16 protein-coding genes and 6 tRNA genes are annotated in these 17,932 nt (G+C 42.1%); 8 read left to right on the forward strand and 14 right to left on the reverse strand.

Features of this window, described 5'->3' with window-relative positions; genetic code table 11:
- The 10 genes from NO992_RS22970 to NO992_RS23015 all read right to left on the reverse strand — a co-directional run bounded on the left by NO992_RS22970 (position 1) and on the right by NO992_RS23015 (position 5,324).
- Positions 1 to 72, reverse strand: a tRNA-Gly gene (locus NO992_RS22970).
- Between the two features lie 43 nt (positions 73 to 115).
- Positions 116 to 202: transfer RNA gene (locus NO992_RS22975), tRNA-Leu, on the reverse strand.
- 21 nt (positions 203 to 223) lie between these two features.
- Positions 224 to 299, reverse strand: a tRNA-Gly gene (locus NO992_RS22980).
- Positions 300 to 356: 57 nt separating this feature from the next.
- A tRNA-Leu gene (locus NO992_RS22985) sits at positions 357 to 443 on the reverse strand.
- Positions 444 to 479: 36 nt separating this feature from the next.
- Positions 480 to 553, reverse strand: a tRNA-Cys gene (locus NO992_RS22990).
- A 7-nt stretch (positions 554 to 560) separates the two neighbouring features.
- Positions 561 to 636, reverse strand: a tRNA-Gly gene (locus tag NO992_RS22995).
- 209 nt (positions 637 to 845) lie between these two features.
- Positions 846 to 1,391, reverse strand: a complete 546-nt coding sequence (gene pgsA, locus NO992_RS23000; RefSeq protein WP_010375584.1) for a CDP-diacylglycerol--glycerol-3-phosphate 3-phosphatidyltransferase — start codon at positions 1,389 to 1,391, stop codon at positions 846 to 848.
- A gap of 42 nt (positions 1,392 to 1,433) precedes the next feature.
- Positions 1,434 to 3,257, reverse strand: a complete 1,824-nt coding sequence (uvrC, locus tag NO992_RS23005) for an excinuclease ABC subunit UvrC (RefSeq protein ID WP_010375583.1) — start codon at positions 3,255 to 3,257, stop codon at positions 1,434 to 1,436.
- A gap of 11 nt (positions 3,258 to 3,268) precedes the next feature.
- Positions 3,269 to 3,919, reverse strand: coding sequence for a UvrY/SirA/GacA family response regulator transcription factor (gene uvrY / locus NO992_RS23010; protein WP_010606537.1), 651 nt, complete (start codon positions 3,917 to 3,919; stop codon positions 3,269 to 3,271).
- Positions 3,920 to 4,178: 259 nt separating this feature from the next.
- A complete protein-coding gene (locus NO992_RS23015; RefSeq protein ID WP_371380728.1) occupies positions 4,179 to 5,324 on the reverse strand; it encodes a dicarboxylate/amino acid:cation symporter in 1,146 nt (381 codons plus the stop codon).
- A gap of 211 nt (positions 5,325 to 5,535) precedes the next feature.
- Here NO992_RS23015 and NO992_RS23020 point away from each other — a divergent pair, with 211 nt between their 5' ends.
- The 3 genes from NO992_RS23020 (at position 5,536) to NO992_RS23030 (ending at position 9,953) form a co-directional block, all read left to right on the forward strand.
- A complete protein-coding gene (locus NO992_RS23020; RefSeq protein WP_371380730.1) occupies positions 5,536 to 7,830 on the forward strand; it encodes a DUF5916 domain-containing protein in 2,295 nt (764 codons plus the stop codon).
- 128 nt (positions 7,831 to 7,958) lie between these two features.
- Complete coding sequence (gene cysK / locus NO992_RS23025) at positions 7,959 to 8,927, forward strand: cysteine synthase A (RefSeq protein WP_010375573.1); 969 nt, start codon at positions 7,959 to 7,961, stop codon at positions 8,925 to 8,927.
- 159 nt (positions 8,928 to 9,086) lie between these two features.
- On the forward strand, positions 9,087 to 9,953 hold the full coding sequence (locus NO992_RS23030; protein WP_017218900.1) for an ABC transporter substrate-binding protein: 867 nt from the start codon (positions 9,087 to 9,089) through the stop codon (positions 9,951 to 9,953).
- A gap of 97 nt (positions 9,954 to 10,050) precedes the next feature.
- Here NO992_RS23030 and queE read toward each other — a convergent pair whose 3' ends face one another.
- Entirely contained in the window at positions 10,051 to 10,716 is a 666-nt protein-coding gene (gene queE, locus NO992_RS23035) for a 7-carboxy-7-deazaguanine synthase QueE (protein WP_017218899.1), read from the reverse strand.
- 123 nt (positions 10,717 to 10,839) lie between these two features.
- Here queE and queC point away from each other — a divergent pair, with 123 nt between their 5' ends.
- Entirely contained in the window at positions 10,840 to 11,496 is a 657-nt protein-coding gene (queC, locus tag NO992_RS23040; protein WP_010375567.1) for a 7-cyano-7-deazaguanine synthase QueC, read from the forward strand.
- Between the two features lie 52 nt (positions 11,497 to 11,548).
- On the opposite strand, the gene cysB is transcribed toward queC, so the two are convergent.
- Positions 11,549 to 12,526 carry an HTH-type transcriptional regulator CysB gene (gene cysB, locus NO992_RS23045; protein WP_371380733.1) on the reverse strand — a complete coding sequence of 326 codons (978 nt, stop codon included), beginning with the start codon at positions 12,524 to 12,526 and terminating at the stop codon, positions 11,549 to 11,551.
- A 414-nt stretch (positions 12,527 to 12,940) separates the two neighbouring features.
- On the opposite strand from cysB, the gene NO992_RS23050 reads away from it, so the two are divergent.
- Complete coding sequence (locus NO992_RS23050; RefSeq protein ID WP_010375563.1) at positions 12,941 to 13,702, forward strand: hypothetical protein; 762 nt, start codon at positions 12,941 to 12,943, stop codon at positions 13,700 to 13,702.
- A 66-nt stretch (positions 13,703 to 13,768) separates the two neighbouring features.
- Here NO992_RS23050 and NO992_RS23055 read toward each other — a convergent pair whose 3' ends face one another.
- Positions 13,769 to 15,058: an NCS2 family permease gene (locus NO992_RS23055; RefSeq protein WP_371380735.1), complete on the reverse strand. Its 1,290-nt coding sequence runs from the start codon at positions 15,056 to 15,058 to the stop codon at positions 13,769 to 13,771.
- Positions 15,059 to 15,179: 121 nt separating this feature from the next.
- Between NO992_RS23055 and NO992_RS23060 the strand changes: the two genes are divergently transcribed.
- From NO992_RS23060 to NO992_RS23070, 3 genes are all read left to right on the forward strand, one after another.
- The gene (locus NO992_RS23060; protein ID WP_010375560.1) at positions 15,180 to 15,629 is read left to right on the forward strand and encodes a tetratricopeptide repeat protein; all 450 of its coding nucleotides are present in this window, start codon (positions 15,180 to 15,182) and stop codon (positions 15,627 to 15,629) included.
- A 316-nt stretch (positions 15,630 to 15,945) separates the two neighbouring features.
- Positions 15,946 to 16,341: a SulA-like leucine-rich domain-containing protein gene (locus NO992_RS23065; protein ID WP_045987890.1), complete on the forward strand. Its 396-nt coding sequence runs from the start codon at positions 15,946 to 15,948 to the stop codon at positions 16,339 to 16,341.
- A gap of 45 nt (positions 16,342 to 16,386) precedes the next feature.
- Positions 16,387 to 16,848, forward strand: a complete 462-nt coding sequence (locus NO992_RS23070; RefSeq protein ID WP_371380737.1) for a YchJ family protein — start codon at positions 16,387 to 16,389, stop codon at positions 16,846 to 16,848.
- A 373-nt stretch (positions 16,849 to 17,221) separates the two neighbouring features.
- On the opposite strand, the gene NO992_RS23075 is transcribed toward NO992_RS23070, so the two are convergent.
- The gene (locus NO992_RS23075; RefSeq protein ID WP_099031435.1) at positions 17,222 to 17,743 is read right to left on the reverse strand and encodes a VC2046/SO_2500 family protein; all 522 of its coding nucleotides are present in this window, start codon (positions 17,741 to 17,743) and stop codon (positions 17,222 to 17,224) included.
- Positions 17,744 to 17,932: the final 189 nt, after the last annotated feature.

Raw genomic sequence — 17,932 nt, forward strand, 5'->3', positions numbered from 1 at the left:
GCGAGTAACGAGGTTCGAACTCGTGACCTCGACCTTGGCAAGGTCGCGCTCTACCAGCTGAGCTATACTCGCATTCCATTTTTCACACTGGTAAATTTAATATGTGAAAAATAAATGGTGCCCGGGGCCGGACTTGAACCGGCACGCTGTTACCAGCGAGGGATTTTAAATCCCTTGTGTCTACCAATTCCACCACCCGGGCATCGGGTGTGAAAGCAAAAATTGGAGCGAGTAACGAGGTTCGAACTCGTGACCTCGACCTTGGCAAGGTCGCGCTCTACCAGCTGAGCTATACTCGCATTCCGTCTTGTACATAAAAACCATTTAGATTTGTTACATACAAATCCCGATATAAATGGTGCCCGGGGCCGGACTTGAACCGGCACGCTGTTACCAGCGAGGGATTTTAAATCCCTTGTGTCTACCAATTCCACCACCCGGGCATCGGGCTTGCTTTCGCATGTGGATATGTTGAGAAATGGAGGCGGAACCCGGAGTCGAACCGAGGTAGACGGATTTGCAATCCGCTGCATGGCCACTCTGCCATTCCGCCGCAAATTTGGAGCGAGTAACGAGGTTCGAACTCGTGACCTCGACCTTGGCAAGGTCGCGCTCTACCAGCTGAGCTATACTCGCGTTCCATTATTTAAATCTACTTATTTACTAAGCTTCTTTAAACTTTAATTTGCTAGGTGATGCTATCTAAATTTCATTTAGATGACATACTGCCCTCTCAACACGGACGCATTCTACAGAAGTTCTGGAACGCGTCAACATAAAAAATGAATGTTTTGAATCGTTTGCTCAAAATTTATCTAAACCGCTGAGTTTATAATCATTTCAAGTCAAGAATTAGTCAATTCTCCTTTTGCAGCATAGAGATACTGGATCATAGAAACTAATGTGAGCAATGTCGCGATGGCTAAAAGTGCGTAACTTAGCATTGTCATCCAATCGGATAATTGCCAAATCAAACCTATAATAGCTAACATCTGTGCAGCTGTTTTGAATTTACCCAGCCAAGATACTGCAACACTTCCTCTTTTACCTTGTTCAGCCATCCATTCACGCAACGCAGAAATAACTATTTCTCTACTAATAATGACAACAGCAGAAATAGTAATGAAATAATTATCATAATGTGTAGCAAGTATCACTAAAGCAACACTGACCATCACCTTGTCGGCAACAGGATCTAAAAAAGCACCAAATGGCGTTGACTGTTCCAACTTACGCGCAAGATAGCCATCGAGGATATCGGTAACAGAAGCTAACCAGAAAATAAAAGCGGCGGCAAAAAACGCCCATGAATAAGGAAGATAAAAAACGACTGCAAACACGGGAATGAGTAGCAATCTAAATGTTGTGAGCGTATTTGGAATATTCCACATAACTACTTGGTATTGTCTTTTTTTCTATGTTCGCATGATTGCTTAAGCTTTGTCATGCAAATGATTAAATATCTTTTCAGCCATTTCAGGGCTGATCCCAGGAACTTGCTTTAATTGATGTATATTTGCAGATTTAACTCCCTGCATGCCTCCTAAAAACTTAAGTAGTGCCTGACGTCTTTTCTGACCTACGCCTTCAATCTCTTCAAGCACAGATTGCGTTCTTTGTTTTTGTCTTTTATTACGATGCCCTGCAATTGCAAAGCGATGTGATTCGTCGCGGATATGCTGGATAAGGTGTAATGCAGGTGAATCACTTTCGACATTCACCGTTTTACGACCACCATCTATAAGCAATGTTTCTAATCCTGGCTTTCGGCTTGTGCCTTTTGCAACCCCTATCAGTATCGGCATTTTATTGAGTTGCCAATCAGCAAAGAAAGATTCCGCCCTACCTAACTGCCCCTTACCACCATCAATAAAAATAATATCGGGTACTTTCGCTTCATCCGACATTTTGCCGTAGCGCTTATTTAATGCAAAATCCATCGCTGCGTAATCATCCCCTGGGGTGATCCCAGTGACGTTATATCTGCGATACTCTCTATTGTTTGGCCCTTGACCATCGAATACAACACACGATGCAACCGTGTTTTCTCCCATGGTATGGCTGATATCAAAACACTCCATTCTTTGAATATCTGACAGCCCTAGCACTGCTTTTAGTTTGGCATATCGTTTGGTGATTGAGTCTTGTGCACTTTGTTTAACTTCAATACTGTTTTGCGCATTTTTATTTGCCAATGCAAGATATTGGGCTCGCTCCCCACGAACGTTACATTTGAAATTAACTTTGCGCTTCGAAACTTGGGTCAGCGCAGCTTCTAATGCACTTCCCTCTTCTATTTCGAATGGCAATACAATTTCTTTAGCAATTCTAGCGTGGTTACCCGTTGAAATATAATACTGTCCGATGAAAGAAGTTAGCACTTCATCTGCGCCAGAATCTTTTGGTACTTTTGGAAAATGTGTTTTCGTCCCAAGTACCTTATGTTCCCTTATCATCAGTACATGAATGGCCACTAAACCGTTCTTCTGCTCATAACCGATGACATCAAGCTCTGCAAAGTTTCCTGCAATGGACTGCTGTTCTTGCATTTGCCTTAATAAAGCAATTTGATCTCTGTGTTTCGCTGCTTTCTCAAAATCCAAAGACATACTGGCGCTTTCCATTCGTTCCACCAGTGCTGAAATAACGTCCTGAGAGCGTCCCGTCAAAAACTGTCGAACCATGGCTACTTGTTCTTGGTATTCTTCGTCGCTTACCTTGCCAACGCATGGTCCTGAACATCTTTTTAACTGATACTGCAAACAAGGTCGGCTGCGTGCGCGGTAATACGCATCTTCGCATTGCCTAACGGGGAAGATCTTCTGCATTAACCTCAGACTTTCCGATACTGCAGCACTGCTAGGGAAAGGACCAAAATACTCGCCTTTTTGTTTTCTACTACCACGATGAAATGCAAGTCTTGGATGTTGATGGGCGCTCAGGAAAATATACGGATAACTCTTATCATCTCTTAAGAGAATGTTATATCGTGGTTGGTATTTCTTAATTAAGTTATTTTCTAAAAGCAGCGCTTCGGTTTCGGTATTCGTTAACGTAACTTCAATATGGTCAATATTACTGACCAATACTCGCGTTTTACTATCTGTGATATTTGAACGGAAGTAGCTAGAAACTCGTTTTTTGAGGTTTTTTGCTTTACCAACATAGATAACCTGGTCGTCCACATCGTACATGCGGTACACACCAGGTTCTGTTGTTAATGTCTTGAGGAAAGGTTTGTAGTCAAATTCAGTCATTTAAAAAGAACTTAATGACTGCTATCTATATCGATCATTTTATGGCGAATCGCCAAGTGGGTTAATTCCACATCACCGCTCACATTGAGCTTTTCAAACATGCGATAGCGATAACTATTTACCGTCTTAGAACTTAGGTTCAAGCGATCTGCAATATTTTGTGCTTTCTCACCTTTAGTGATCATGAGCATGATCTGCAATTCTCTTTCCGATAGCGATTGGAAAGGGTTTTCGTCATTGCGGCCACTAAATTGCGCAAGGGCAATTTGCTGAGCAATTTCTGGCGCAATATAACGTTGACCAGCATTAACCGCACGTATTGCATTGATCATTTCATCAGGGCCAGCACCTTTTGTTAGGTAACCATGCGCACCAATTTGCATTACCTTGCTTGGAAAAGGATCTTCACAATGCACGGTAAGCACAATAACTTTTACATCAGGACAGTAACGGCAAATCTTTTTGGTCGCTTCCAATCCACCAATACCAGGCATGTTCATGTCCATTAGCACAATGTCAGGCTCACTTTGGCGACAAAAGGTTACGGCTTCCTCACCGGTTTTGGCTTCTCCTACCACTTTAAAGCCACGCACATCATCTAAAATGCGTTTTATGCCAGTCCTGACAAGTTCATGATCATCAACTAAAAGCACATTAATCAATGGCACACCCTCTACATATATATTGGTAAAAGGAGCGAAGCAACCAACAGCCTCGCTTCCAGATGTTTGAGATTACCACATATTTTTTAAAAGCATAACGATAGAAACAAGAGAAAAATACAATTTTGATATGAATTAACCAAATAGTTAATTAATGGAAGAAGCTGGTTGATTATAATTTCACCGTTTTGTGATTTTAAAGGCAGCCGCTACGGCATTTTAGCCATAGCGACTTATAGTAGATTTATTTTTATATGACTCAGCTTTGCTTTGAAAATTTATCGACCCAAAGTGCAATCACACCATCACCAGTTACATTACATGCTGTGCCAAAACTATCTTGCGCTAAATATAAAGCAATCATCAATGCCACTGCGCCCTCATTAAAACCAAGCATACTGGTCAATAGCCCAAGCGCAGACATAACCGCTCCACCCGGCGCACCAGGAGCCGCAATCATTACTACACCAAGCATAAAGATGAATGGCAACATTTCCGACAATGAAGGTACAACCATCTCAGGAGAAAGCAGCATCACAGCCATTGCGCAAGTCACTATGGTAATAGTCGACCCTGACAAATGGATGGTGGCACAAAGTGGTACGGTAAAATTGGCAACCTCTTCGTTAACATTATTAGATTTACTTGCACGAAGAGACACTGGAATAGTTGCCGCGCTCGACATAGTACCAATCGCAGTAAAATACGCAGGTAGCATATTTTTGATTAATTCCAATGGATTTCTACCAAGTAACAGACCGCTCACCACAAACAAAGTGCTTAGCCATAGCCAATGCATAATAATCGCGGCAAGCAATACCACGCCAAACGTACTCAGGGTGTCGAATACCGTACCTGCTACCGCCATTTCAGCAAAAACACCGGCAATGTAAAGTGGTAATATTGGAATAATGACTTTCGCAAGCAGTGCATCTACCACATCTCTCGCTTCGTCGGTGACGCCTTTAAGTTTAGTTAAACCACACTGGCTCATCCCAATACCAAAGATAAATGCAGTTGCAAGTGCCGTCATCACTCCCATCAGCGGAGGGATCTCGATATTAATAAGGCTCTTAAGATGAGATTCTTCCACGGCTTGATAAGCAACACCACCGTCAAAAAATGGAATGAAAGCATTAACTAATAGAAATGCTAACGTGCCAGCAATAATGGTTGACCCATAAGCAAAGCCGACTGTCTTACCAAGCAAGTGGCCCGATCCCTTTGGTAAACCTGCTATACCTGAAGCAATAAAAAGCAGGATTATCAGAGGAATAGTAAAGCTGATAAGTTGCCCTATGATCACCTTGAAGGTGTATAAGAGCTCAACTAACACAGTCGGCAAGTACAGACCCGCCAACATACCAGCGACGATACCCGCCACTAGCTTCAATATAAGAGACATAGTTACTTCCTAGCAGATTTTCAAAGGCGTTGTTGTAACATGTTTTTGACCATCTTTGCTATTAATTCGATGGAGATAAATCGATTTGTACATTTTATGTATACATATTCGCCACCTAACGTAAATAATTGCAACTTGACGAAAATAAATTGTTTCAGCTCATTGCATATTATCTAATACTGACAAAAGTCTCTGTATAATAATTAAATTCATGCTCAAAGCTGTAACCTACTCTTTTGTCGCACTTAGTCTATCTAGCCAAACATGGGCACTAGACCCAAATAAAATCCCATTTATCGATAGCTCTGCAAAAATTGATGGTGTACTTGAAGCCGATATTTGGCAACGTGCATTAGAAATAGATATCAACAACATCACTTGGCCATACGAGAACCAATCAAGTCCAGTACAAACTAAGGCCTACGTATATGAGAATGGTCAATCTTTATTTATTGCTTTTGATGCAAAGGACCCTAATCCTGAGTTGATCCGCGCATTTTATCGTGACCGTGACCGCGCCTGGGAAGATGACCTTGTCGGCATTAAAATTGACTCATTTAACAATGCCCAAAGCGCTTACCAGTTTTTCATCAATCCACTAGGTGTACAACAAGACTCAATTGAAAACGAACTCACTAAAAGTGAGAATGGTTCTTGGAATGGGATCTGGGATAGCGTCGGAAAGATAAACAAAGACGGTTATGTTGTTGAAGTTGAAATCCCACTTCGTGTATTAAATTTTAACGACTCCATCGAGAGCAAAACCATGGCTTTAGAGTTTCTGCGTTTTTATCCAAGAAATGAAAGGTTGCGTATCTCCAGCATGCAATTGCGACATGCAAATTCTTGCTGGATCTGTCAGATGCCAAAATATCAAGGATTTGCTAAGGCTAAGCAAGGTAGTAACTTTGCCGTTATTCCAACACTTGTCACCAATAGGCAAGAATCTCGCGACATTAATGATGGTATCGCAGAGCCGTGGCAAGCCGACAATAATGTCGAGCCGGGTTTAGACGTAAAGTGGGCTATCACACCAGACACGACGCTAAACGCAACACTAAACCCTGATTTCTCACAAGTTGAAGCTGACACAGGACAATTGAGCGTCAACAATAGCTTTAGCCTATTTTTCCCTGAAAAACGGGCGTTCTTTTTAGATAATTCCGATTACTTTTCTTCTCACCTTAACCTTATTCATACTCGGAACATTTCAGCACCCGATTATGGCGTCAAGCTTACCGGTAATAAAAACGGTCACACTTTTGCAGGATTTATTGCCAACGATGAAAGACTCAATGTCGTTGTTCCTGGAAATTTAGGCTCAAGTGTTGTCTCATTAGAGAGAAAAAGCCAAAACATGGCACTTAGATACCGTCATGACATAAACAAAACCTTGTCTGTAGGCGTGACATCGACGACCAGGCAAAGCGACGACTATCGCAACCAAGTTGCGAGTATAGACGCCAAATACAAGCCAACAGATAACGACACCTTACAAGTGCAGTTAATTGGCTCAGATACAAACTATGATAGCGCTTTTGTTGAATCGTTATGTGATAGTACGCTCGCTGAGTGCGACCTAAACGAAAGCGTACTCAGAGTGATTGACGAAGATGACCGAGGTGCTGGCTATTACGTTAATTATGAGCACAATCGCAAGTATTGGAAGGCATTTACCAGTTATCAAGCTCGCGATGCCGCACTTAGAACCGATATGGGCTTTATCACTCAGGTCGACTTTAATAAATTTCTTTTTGGCGGTGAGTACCGTTGGTATGGCGATGACAACAACTGGTGGAACCGTGCACGTTGGTACGCCGACTGGGATATTTCCCACAACGAGCAAGGCGAGTTATTAGAAAAAGAAGTGCAAACCAACTTTGCAGTTGACGGCCCATTGCAAAGCTTTCTTGATTTCGGTGTTGAACATAGAAAACGCACTGGACTGCGACATGATGAAACCCGTCTAGCGATTGACGGCAATACCGATCTATTTACCGAGAATTCACAGTGGACCTATATGGAGTTCAAGCCAATGGCCGGCGTTTTCGCAGGCTTGAACTTAAGTAAAGGAAACCGCGTTGATCTTGCAAACAACCGTCTTGGTGATTTGTATTTCGCCCGTCCGGTTATTAACGTCAATCTTGGCAAACATTTTGAAGTTAGATTGCGCCATACATTCGAAAAAATGAAAGCGAATGGCGCGGAAGTTTATACCGCAAATCTGAGCGATATACGCCTGACTTACCAATTTAACATTAATAGCTATCTGAGATTGGCAATCATCAACACGGATATTTCGAGAAACCAGAGCAATTATAATGACGATGTTGATGCGACTTATAAAAGCATCAGTACCCAACTGCTCTATTCCTACAAACTAAACCCACAAACCGTTTTCTTTGCAGGCTATTCCGATCATGGTTATCAAGACGATGATTTGTCAAAGATAACTAAAGACGAAAAGACGGTATTTATGAAGTTCAGTTATGCCTGGTTGATTTAAATATCAACCTTTAAATAACTATTGGCTATAAGCAAATTTGATATATCTTATAGCCAATCTTTCCTTTCGTTTTGCGAAATGCGCAGTAAAGTGATGGAATACAAGCAAACCTAGATTAGGGAACACAAATGACTAAAGTATATGCAGATAACAGTCTAACTATCGGTAATACACCGTTGGTTAAAATCAATCGCGTTTCTGGCGGCAATGTTTACGCAAAAGTGGAAGCGCGTAACCCAAGCTTCAGCGTTAAATGCCGTATTGGTGCGTCTATGATCTGGGAAGCTGAAAAAGCGGGCCTTCTTAGCGAAGGTAAAGAACTTATTGAACCAACTTCAGGTAACACGGGTATTGCATTGGCTTTCGTTGCTGCTTCTCGTGGTTATAAGTTGACACTTACTATGCCAAATACGATGAGCCTTGAGCGTCGTAAACTACTTAAAGCACTTGGCGCAAATTTAGTGCTGACAGAAGGCGCCAAGGGCATGAAAGGCGCGATTGAAAAAGCAAATGAAATCCAAGCAAGTAACCCTGAAAAATACGTGTTACTGCAACAGTTTGAAAACCCAGCAAACCCGAAGATCCACTTTGAAACAACGGGTCCGGAAATTTTTGATGCACTTGAAGGTAATATCGATTACTTCGTTGCGGGCGTTGGTACGGGTGGCACGATCACTGGTGTTTCGCGCTATCTGAAAAATGAAAAAGGCCTAAATGTTAAGTCAATCGCTGTTGAGCCAGTTGACTCACCAGTTATCACGCAAACCCTTGCGGGCGACGAAGTAAAACCGGGTCCACACAAAATTCAAGGGATCGGTGCTGGCTTTATTCCGGGCAACCTAGATCTTGAGCTTATTGATGGCGTTGAGTTGGTGTCGAATGAAGATGCAATTGCAATGGCACACCAGCTGATGAAAGACGAAGGTATTTTAGTAGGTATTTCTTCAGGCGCAGCCCTAGTTGCCGCAAAGCGTATTGCCGAGCAACCTGAAAATGCTGATAAAAACATCGTGGTTATTTTGCCAAGCGCTGCAGAGCGTTACCTAACTAGCCCACTCTTTGCAGACACATTCTCTGAACAAGAATTAGTGCAGTAAGAGTAGAGTTTCATATTCTAGACTTTCAAGGGGCATCACTGCCCCTTTGTTTTTTATATTATTCCTTTTAATTTCACCTCCTTTCACTACACTTTATCTATTCGCTACGCTTTTTTGACTTCGATGATTGTAAAGACCTTATTACTCATGTTTTTTCTCATGTTTAGTAGTTTCATCTATGGGGAGAATTTAAACGTTGCCTACTTTAAGGGTGGAGAATTTCGCCTTGTTGCTGGAGAAAAGTACCAAGGGGGCTATCTATACAATAAGAAAGGCAAAAATGCCTTCATTCATATTGTGACATTAGATTGGCCACCTTATATCGGTGCAAACCTCTGCAATAAAGGCTGGGCCTTTCAGTTTGCCGTCGCACTGCTTACAGACTTAGATTATCAAGTGTATGTTGAGTTTTTGCCTTGGGCTCGTGCCGTAAGGGCCGCGGAAACGGGAAAAGCCGATATTTTATTCCCTGAATACTATATTGAGGATTCAGCACCGTCTGACAATCACAAGAATAAGACCCGCAGAGAGCTACTTGCTTTATCTAATGCCTTTCCTGGTGGTGAAATCGGCTTTTTGAAACGAAGAGGTGAAGAAGACCGCTTTGATGGCAATCTAAACTCAGTTAAGAATGAGCTCATTGGTGTCGTGAGGGGCTATCAGAATACCCCCGAGTTTGATGCTATGATGGATAATGGTGAATTTGTTACAGTAGAAGCCGTAAATGATTTACAGCTAGTGAAATTACTCGTCGGTAAGCGCGTAAATTTAGTAATAGGCGATCCAAAAGTACTGCGCTTTACAGTCAATTATTCAGACTTACCTAGAGCTGAGAAAATTGAATTACTGAGAAACATAGAAAACGTGACACCGCCTATAAAGTACAATCACCTCTACTTTGCGCTTAGCAAGCAAAAACCACATTGGCGTGAATTGCTCAAAGACATCAATCGCAATCTCTATCAATTTGAAAATAGCGGTGAAACGCAAAGAATGATCGAAATGGTCAGTAACGAGTGTTATTAACCTCTACAAAGGGCTTAACGCCTAAGCACCGCGTTTGTTCAATACCTCTGCTTAAACACACCGCATTTTTAGCTAAAATACGCTTAGGCAAATCGCTTTAGTTAATCCCTAAATACTTGTGCACTTGAACTGATAAGCGCCAATTTTTCGCTTTGCAATTGTCTATTGCAAGCTTAGTGGCCTTGGCTTTTTGGCTGATTGGCTGAAGATACACTAACTTTGGCTCAACTCCAGTTTGTGCAAATAACGCCTCTAATTCCTCAATATGCTTTTGCATCGCAACGGGGTGCTTTATCTCATCAGCACGAGCCATTGCACTTGGAAGTACTTTGTAACCCCCACGCATATTAATTTTTGGCGACACGGTAACCCAAGTTTCAGCTGGCGCGAGGATCTCAAATGTACCACTGGTTTCAATCTGTGTGCTGTACCCTTTGCTATGCAATAACTCGCATAACGGGCGAAGATCAAACATACAAGGTTCACCACCAGTGATCACCACATGTTTGGCTTGGTAGCCCCGCGACTCGAAAATCGCCAAGATCTCCTCAGCACTCGCGTTCGCCCACCACTCTGAGTCAGCCTTTTTTTCTACAGTGTTATCCAATGAAACAATAAAAGTGTCGTTGGTTTCCCACGTTTGTTTGGTATCACACCAAGCGCAACCAACTGGACAGCCCTGCAAACGTAAAAAGATTGAAGGCGTACCAGTGAAGCTTGCTTCACCCTGAATTGTTTCAAATATTTCGTTAACCTTGTACAAAATGGCCCCGTGTTTAAGATAAAGTTGTCGAAAAATACCGCGAGAAAATTGTCATTTCTCCAGCGGCCGTGTAGTATATCGCGCCCTGAAGTAAACCTCTATCAAAATCGAGGCAAATCACCTATGAGCGAAAAAGTTGTCGTAATCTATTCCGGCGGAATGGACTCTTACACTGTATTAAACAAGGCTGTCCGCGAGGGCCATGAGGTTTATGCACTGTCTTTTAACTATGGCCAGCGACATGTAAAAGAGCTACAAGTTGCCGCTGACGTATGTGCAAAACTCGGCGTTGCTCATAAGGTCGTTGATATTTCTGCTATCAATCAATTATTGTCAGGCTCTAGCCTAACTGATGACATCGACGTGCCAGAAGGCCACTATGAAGAAGAGAGCATGAAGAGCACGATTGTGCCTAATCGCAATATGATTTTGCTTTCTCTTGCGGTAGGTTACGCTGTCTCTCTAAAAGCAAATAAGGTATTTTACGGTGCTCACTCTGGCGATCATGCAATTTATCCAGATTGCCGCCCAGAGTTCGTTAAAAAGATGGATGATGTTTGTCGCATTGCGAACTACGACGCCGTTGAAATTGTGAGTCCTTACCTTAACAACTCAAAAATTGATATCCTGACTGACGGTCTAAAAATGGGATTAGATTACGCTGACACTTGGACGTGTTACAACGGCCGCGAAAAAGCATGTGGTAAGTGTGGTGCTTGCCAAGAGCGTCTCGAAGCATTTGAACTAAACCACGCAACAGATCCACTCCCGTACGAATAACCGTATCGAAAAAGGCCTCTGTTGAGGCCTCTTCATATGCTGTTCAAGTGCTTCATTTCACAGGAAGCGTCATACCTTCAAACAGCTTGTCAATATCATCTTGATTTCGCAGCAAGCTTGCACGCTCTACCACATCTTTTGTGAGGTGCGGTGCAAATCGCTCAATAAAGTCGTACATGTAGCCTCTTAGGAAGCTCCCTTTTCTGAAACCGATTTTCGTCGTACTTGCTTCAAATAGGTGACTTGCATCGATGCAAACTAAGTCGCTATCAGACTTTTGATCAAGTGCCATTGACGCCAATACACCGACACCGAGTCCTAATCTTACATAGGTTTTAATCACATCAGCGTCTGTTGCAGTAAACACGATGTGAGGCTCCAAGCCATGAGCATTAAATGCTTTATCCAGTTCTGAGCGGCCAGTAAAACCAAACACATAAGTGATCAACGGATATTTAGCGACGTCTTGCACCGTCAGTGCACTGCCTTTTTGTGCAAGAGGATGGTCTTTGGCGACCACAATACTGCGATTCCAGTGATAGCAAGGTAGCATGACCAGATCACTGTACAAGTGTAGCGCCTCGGTGGCGATAGCAAAGTCAGCATCACCTCGAGCGGCAGCATCAGAGATTTGCTGTGGCGTACCTTGATGCATATGTAGAGAAACCGCCGGGTATTTTTTCATAAACCCTTGGATCACAGGAGGTAACGCGTAACGAGCTTGTGTATGCGTCGTTGCGATGTTTAGTTTACCTTGATCTGGTAAGGTATGTTCATTTGCAACTGCTTTGATCCCTTCCACTTTAGAGAGGATCTCACGAGCAATATTAATAATTTCATTACCCGCGCCCGTAACATGCGTTAAATGCTTACCGCTACGGCCAAAAATTTGTACTCCCAACTCGTCTTCAAGCATGCGCACTTGCTTTGAAATACCAGGTTGAGAGGTATATAAACTTTCCGCCGTCGCTGACACATTAAGGTTGTGATTCAACACTTCGACGATATATCTCAATTGTTGTAATTTCATATTGCTTTTATTCTTATGATCTCTTGATGTTGAGCATCAGCCCATAGCAAAACCGCTTTTTTGTTAGCGAGTTTAGTGCAAAGCGATAAAAACCGCCTGTTACGACCTTATGTAGGCTAGCACATTTGGTAAAAATGAGGTAGCCAAGAGGTACTAAATATCAGCATTTTCACTGACGCTCCGACAGTCATTTGGCCAAATAGCGAATATTTTGACACGCTTTTGCAAACTCACGTGCTAAATCTGGCGACTATCTTTCACTAAAACTAACCGCTCATTTAGGCATCGGCTATACTAAAAAATAATGAATTCTTTATCTTTTTTACAGGTTATTGTCGTAAACCTGTTCAGAATAGTACGAATTCATGTAAGATTAAAAAATTACACTGGTGGTTACATGAAAGAGATTTCAGTATGTTTGTTTCTATTATAATAATGTTGATTGTTGCACTTATCGTCATAGCAGTTTGGGTAAGCGCGATCCAGCAACATAAAGAGAAACAAGAAGCGGAGAGACGCAAAGAACTGGCTAAGCAAAAACGCGTAATAGAAGAAGCGGAAGACGTCATCATGAATGGCAGCAATATTCCGATGTCTGAAGTCATGATCCGTATTATTCAACGCCGCGTGCATGACGCTTTAGCCGCAATGGTGGAGCTGTCTCCGACTTCGAAAGAATTAAAAAGTCGCTTACACGAGTCGCAAGAGCGCTTAAATACTCAGCCAGAAAAAACAGCAGATTCAGACTCGATAGCACTTCCTGACAACGACAAACAAATTATCGCATTAGTTCAAGGCATAAAAAAATTACGCCAACTACTGCGCTCTGAGCATAGTAAAGGTAAAGTAGACACTCAACTGTTCGTTAATGAAGACCGCAGACTAGAGCGATTTCAGCTTAAAATCAATGTAGAGAGCCAGATAAAACGAGGGCTTTCAGCAAGGACTGCAAATATGGTCGGTTCGGCAAGACAATACTTTGAAAAAGCTTACGCTACAATTTGCGCCGTCTCATACAATGATGACTATGTAAAAGAGAAAAAAGCACAGCTGGAAGGTTATTTAGAAGAGATCAGCAGTGAACTTAGAGCGTCCAACGCATCAGCGGTGAAAAAGAAAGCAGAGCAAGAACAAGACGACTTGGACGTCCTGTTTGCACCGAAGAAGAAGTGGTAACACCACAATTTACGTAAAAGGCTGGTCTCCCAGCCTTTTTATTACAAATGAAGTAAACCCGCCAGATTAACCAAAAGCAAACTTAACGATAAAGAGTACTGTCAGTACCCAAACGCTGATACTGATTTCATTTGCTTTGTTACACGCCAGTTTAACTGCCGTATAAGAAATAAAACCCAAAGCAATACCATGCGCGATTGAAAACGTGAGTGGTGTCATCAATAACACAACACTGACCGGAATAGCATCGCTCATCTCATCCCAATTAATCAATTTTAGGTTTTGTAGCATTAATACCGACACATACAGTATCGCGCCTGCCGTCGCATATGCAGGAACCATTTGTGCCAATGGCGCAAAGAACATCATGAGTAAGAAGCAGATCCCTACGACCACGGCCGTCAATCCTGTGCGACCACCGACAGATACACCCGACACTGATTCGATGTATGAAGTCGTCGTTGAGGTACCGAGCACTGAGCCTGCAATCGTCGCAGTGCTGTCAGCTGACAATGCCCTACCCAGCCTTGGCATACGACCATGTTCGTCAGATAATCCAGCCTTTTGCGTCACCGCAACCAATGTGCCACTGGTATCAAATAAATCGACAAATAAAAATGCAAACACCACACTGAGCATGGAAAGCTCAAAAATTCCGTTCAAATCTAACTGCATATAGGTCGGCGCGATGCTTGGGGGCACATCAACAACCCCGTGATAATCTACAAGGCCAAGTCCCCACGCAATACCCGTTACCATTAAAATGCTGATAAGCACGCCACTTTTGACTTCACGGTACATAAGCGCCGCAATCACAAAAAAGCTCGCAATGGCTAATAGCGGGCCGGGAGAAGTTATATCACCAAGTTGTACTAATGTAGCATCACTTGCAATAACAATTTTCGCGTTTTTTAGCGCGATTAACGCTAAGAATGCGCCAATACCTGCCGCAATCGCACGCTTTAGCACGATAGGTATAGCTTGGATCACCCACTCGCGAACTTTGAATACGCTCAAAAATAGAAATAAACAGCCCGACATAAATACCGCGCCTAATGCACTTTGCCATGTATAGCCCATGCCAAGCACAACACCATAGGTAAAAAAGGCGTTTAAGCCCATTCCAGGCGCAAGCGCTAACGGATAGTTTGCCCATAGCCCCATAATAAAACAGCCGATTGCGGCTGCGATACAAGTTGCTACAAAAGCAGCGCCGTGATCCATACCAGCTTCTGCTAGCATTGCAGGGTTTACAAAAACGATGTAAACCATAGTAACGAATGTCGTCAAGCCAGCAATCACCTCAGTTCTTACATTGGTGTGCATAGCTTGCAGTGAAAATAACCGCTCGAGCATAACTAAAATTACAAATTTGAGGAACAAGTGGTTGGATTTTAACACGAATCACTTTAAAACTCGGACAAAATAGTTAAAATTCAGCTACACTCTGCTTATCAACATTATTGCGAATAAAGATATGGATCAAAATAGCACCGACAACTCAGCAAACCATGACTTAGAACAGCAGCTGCTGAATGTGCTTGAATTTGTAACGTCGCCATTAAAAGCGGACGCAAAATTCCCAGATCTTCACGACAATACCCAAGCTTTGAAAAAAGGCCTCTATTACTTAAAAGAAAAATCTTTTCCGCTCGCGGCAAAATGGCTAAGACTGGCGGCGATGTCTGGTGATTTAAAGGCACAGTTTTTTTTAGGTTTGTTGTTTATGAAAGGTCAAGGAGTGCCACCCAGCCCCTTTCATGCAGCCGCTTGGCTGAGTTTGGCCAGCAGCCAAGGACACAAAGGCGCCGAACAGGTACTACTAGATGTACGCCGCTTCCTTACAACTAAGCGCTTTAGAGATGCACAGTGCTATGCTGCAACACTTTACGAGCAAATTCATCAACTACAGCATATTAGCCAGTAAATTAAATTTGACTCTCCAAAAAAACGTAGGCTAGGCGTAGCTAAGCCTCTCTTAAGTAAACGTACGCTTTCCCTCTGCGACGATCAAAATGATACAGTAGGAAAACTACTGTATAGCTCCTGAGAAAACTTCCAATTGCTTAATACCAATTAATCTCTCATTTCAAAAAACCACAACAATTTGTTTTATATTGAAAATTTAAACTAAATAAAAATTAAGCTTAAATATTGATTAAAAAGCTAGCAATTTCTCTTGCATTCACACACTGTATAAACTACTGTATACAAATACTGTATAGATAACCAGTGAGACAATTATGTTACACAGCAATACACTTCTACAGCCAAACAATTCGACTTATTACACACTTAACGAAATCAATAATGTAATCGTTGAAGATGAGATCGTCGCTAGCTTAGAGTTACTTAAAGTTTTACATAAATGTCAACATAAACAAGGCTGGACGCTACTCGTTGCGCCCGATAATGTACCAAACAAGTCACTACTAGAAAGTGCTTCAGTTGATGCAAGTAAGTTGCTCGTCATTAGGCAAAAGCACATATACGACCTTGAGTATGTACTTAAAAGTGCTATCAGCAATGGTAATTTCGCTGCTGTGGTGATTTGGACTGATATTACATCAGTGCAAACTATCAACAAAATGGAACTGCCAGTATCTGACGTTGCGATCCATTGTTTTCAAAGCGCTTAACCAGCTACAATAACAGGATATAAATTTGTTAAAACTGAAGTTTTTATGTCTTGTTATTGCAATTCATCCCTTCCCTATTCGCAATGCTGTGAGCCGTACCTTAAGGGACAAAAATTCGCAGAGCGTCCACAAATACTCATGCGCTCTCGCTATACTGCATACTGCTTAAAAGATGCAAAGTATATTCATGACACCTACGCCCAGGCTAAACAATCACAAAACAATATCGACGATATTGCTGCATTTGCTAATTATGCACACTTTATAAAATTGGAAGTGCTAGAAGAAGTAGTAGAAGCTACTCAGGGGGTTGTTGAGTTTAAGGCGCACTATATCGCAGAAAACACGCACTATATACTCCATGAGCGGTCAAATTTTATTACCGAAGCAGGCAGATGGTATTACTTAGATGGTGAATTGTACGATACGCCTACAATCAAAGTAGGCAGAAATGACCTCTGTCCGTGCGGCAGTGATAAAAAGTATAAAAAGTGCCACGGTAGCTAAAATAGTCTGAATTAGAGATTAGATACAAAGCAATAAAAAAGCTTGAAGCGAGCTAAGGATGATTAAAGGCCGTTTAGCTTATACCAGTTGTATTAAGTAAATGATCTATCTTGAAGCGGGGAAATAGCTTTAGTAGCAAGGCAAAAATTTTGCTATTTAGTTGTTCTAAATGAGAAATTTTTAACGAAGCTAATATGCTATTTCACCCTTCAAATTGATTAGAGAATTAATTCAATTGGTATTAGACATGAGACGCGATAAGCATGGCGTTTTATGTCAGTCTAGTAACGAAGCAAACAGCTGTAAAATGACAAGTTTAATACCAGTTTGTCTTAACTTGCTCAATTTGAAGGAGTAAAAGCAGCTAATGTTGTTACGCCGTCGCGCGTAACATACTCTGCATATCTCCCGTTGCAATTTGATCATAAAAACCAGCCGCATCCATTGCCTTATCAGCAACTAAGGCCAGTTTACCTTGCGCGCTCGCCAACCGTCTTTTAACCGCTGGTTCCAAATTTTCTACAACGTCGAGTGGAATATGCTTTTTATCATTTCGTGCGGCAAAAGGTTCTGGATTTAAATTTTCTTGCAATCGCAAGGTTGCCATCGCCCCCATAGATACCAGCTGCGCGTTATGCTGACCAATAAGCATATTGTACTCTTTTGGCGCAAGCGGCTTTTGTGGACCTATTTCAAATTGCTTTTTTAGTGTTTCTTCTGAGTTATCTTTTGCGGCAGCTTCAGATTTTGGTAGGTGAAATTGGCTAAAATCTAATGCATCAGTTGATAGCATAGATAACAGCATGGCAAAATCGGCAGAGCGCGTCTCATGAACACTAATGTTCAACGCGGACCCTAATTGTGACTCACTGATTAAAACGCCATCAATTTGCATGTATTCCAACCGATTATTTTGCTAATTATGAATTTATCGGCCTTTTTCCGAAAAACTTTAGTAGTTTTCTTTACTTCGAAAAAAACTTTGTTATTATCACCGCCGTTGTTTAGGAGGGGTTCCCGAGCGGCCAAAGGGATCAGACTGTAAATCTGACGGCTCAGCCTTCGCTGGTTCGAATCCAGCTCC

This window comes from Pseudoalteromonas sp. DY56-GL79 (assembly GCF_041414765.1).
In the GTDB taxonomy this organism is placed as follows: Bacteria; Pseudomonadota; Gammaproteobacteria; order Enterobacterales; family Alteromonadaceae; genus Pseudoalteromonas; species Pseudoalteromonas piscicida.

Coding starts and splice junctions, on each gene's coding strand:
- NO992_RS23030 (WP_017218900.1), top strand. CDS start 9,087: ATGTTTAGTAGTTTCATCTATGGGGAGAATTTAAACGTTGCCTACTTT.
- cysB (WP_371380733.1), bottom strand. CDS start 12,526: ATGAAATTACAACAATTGAGATATATCGTCGAAGTGTTGAATCACAAC.
- pgsA (WP_010375584.1), bottom strand. CDS start 1,391: ATGTGGAATATTCCAAATACGCTCACAACATTTAGATTGCTACTCATT.
- NO992_RS23065 (WP_045987890.1), top strand. CDS start 15,946: ATGTTACACAGCAATACACTTCTACAGCCAAACAATTCGACTTATTAC.
- NO992_RS23020 (WP_371380730.1), top strand. CDS start 5,536: ATGCTCAAAGCTGTAACCTACTCTTTTGTCGCACTTAGTCTATCTAGC.
- queC (WP_010375567.1), top strand. CDS start 10,840: ATGAGCGAAAAAGTTGTCGTAATCTATTCCGGCGGAATGGACTCTTAC.
- NO992_RS23050 (WP_010375563.1), top strand. CDS start 12,941: ATGTTTGTTTCTATTATAATAATGTTGATTGTTGCACTTATCGTCATA.
- NO992_RS23070 (WP_371380737.1), top strand. CDS start 16,387: ATGTCTTGTTATTGCAATTCATCCCTTCCCTATTCGCAATGCTGTGAG.
- NO992_RS23060 (WP_010375560.1), top strand. CDS start 15,180: ATGGATCAAAATAGCACCGACAACTCAGCAAACCATGACTTAGAACAG.
- NO992_RS23075 (WP_099031435.1), bottom strand. CDS start 17,743: ATGCAAATTGATGGCGTTTTAATCAGTGAGTCACAATTAGGGTCCGCG.
- NO992_RS23055 (WP_371380735.1), bottom strand. CDS start 15,058: ATGCTCGAGCGGTTATTTTCACTGCAAGCTATGCACACCAATGTAAGA.
- NO992_RS23015 (WP_371380728.1), bottom strand. CDS start 5,324: ATGTCTCTTATATTGAAGCTAGTGGCGGGTATCGTCGCTGGTATGTTG.
- cysK (WP_010375573.1), top strand. CDS start 7,959: ATGACTAAAGTATATGCAGATAACAGTCTAACTATCGGTAATACACCG.
- uvrC (WP_010375583.1), bottom strand. CDS start 3,257: ATGACTGAATTTGACTACAAACCTTTCCTCAAGACATTAACAACAGAA.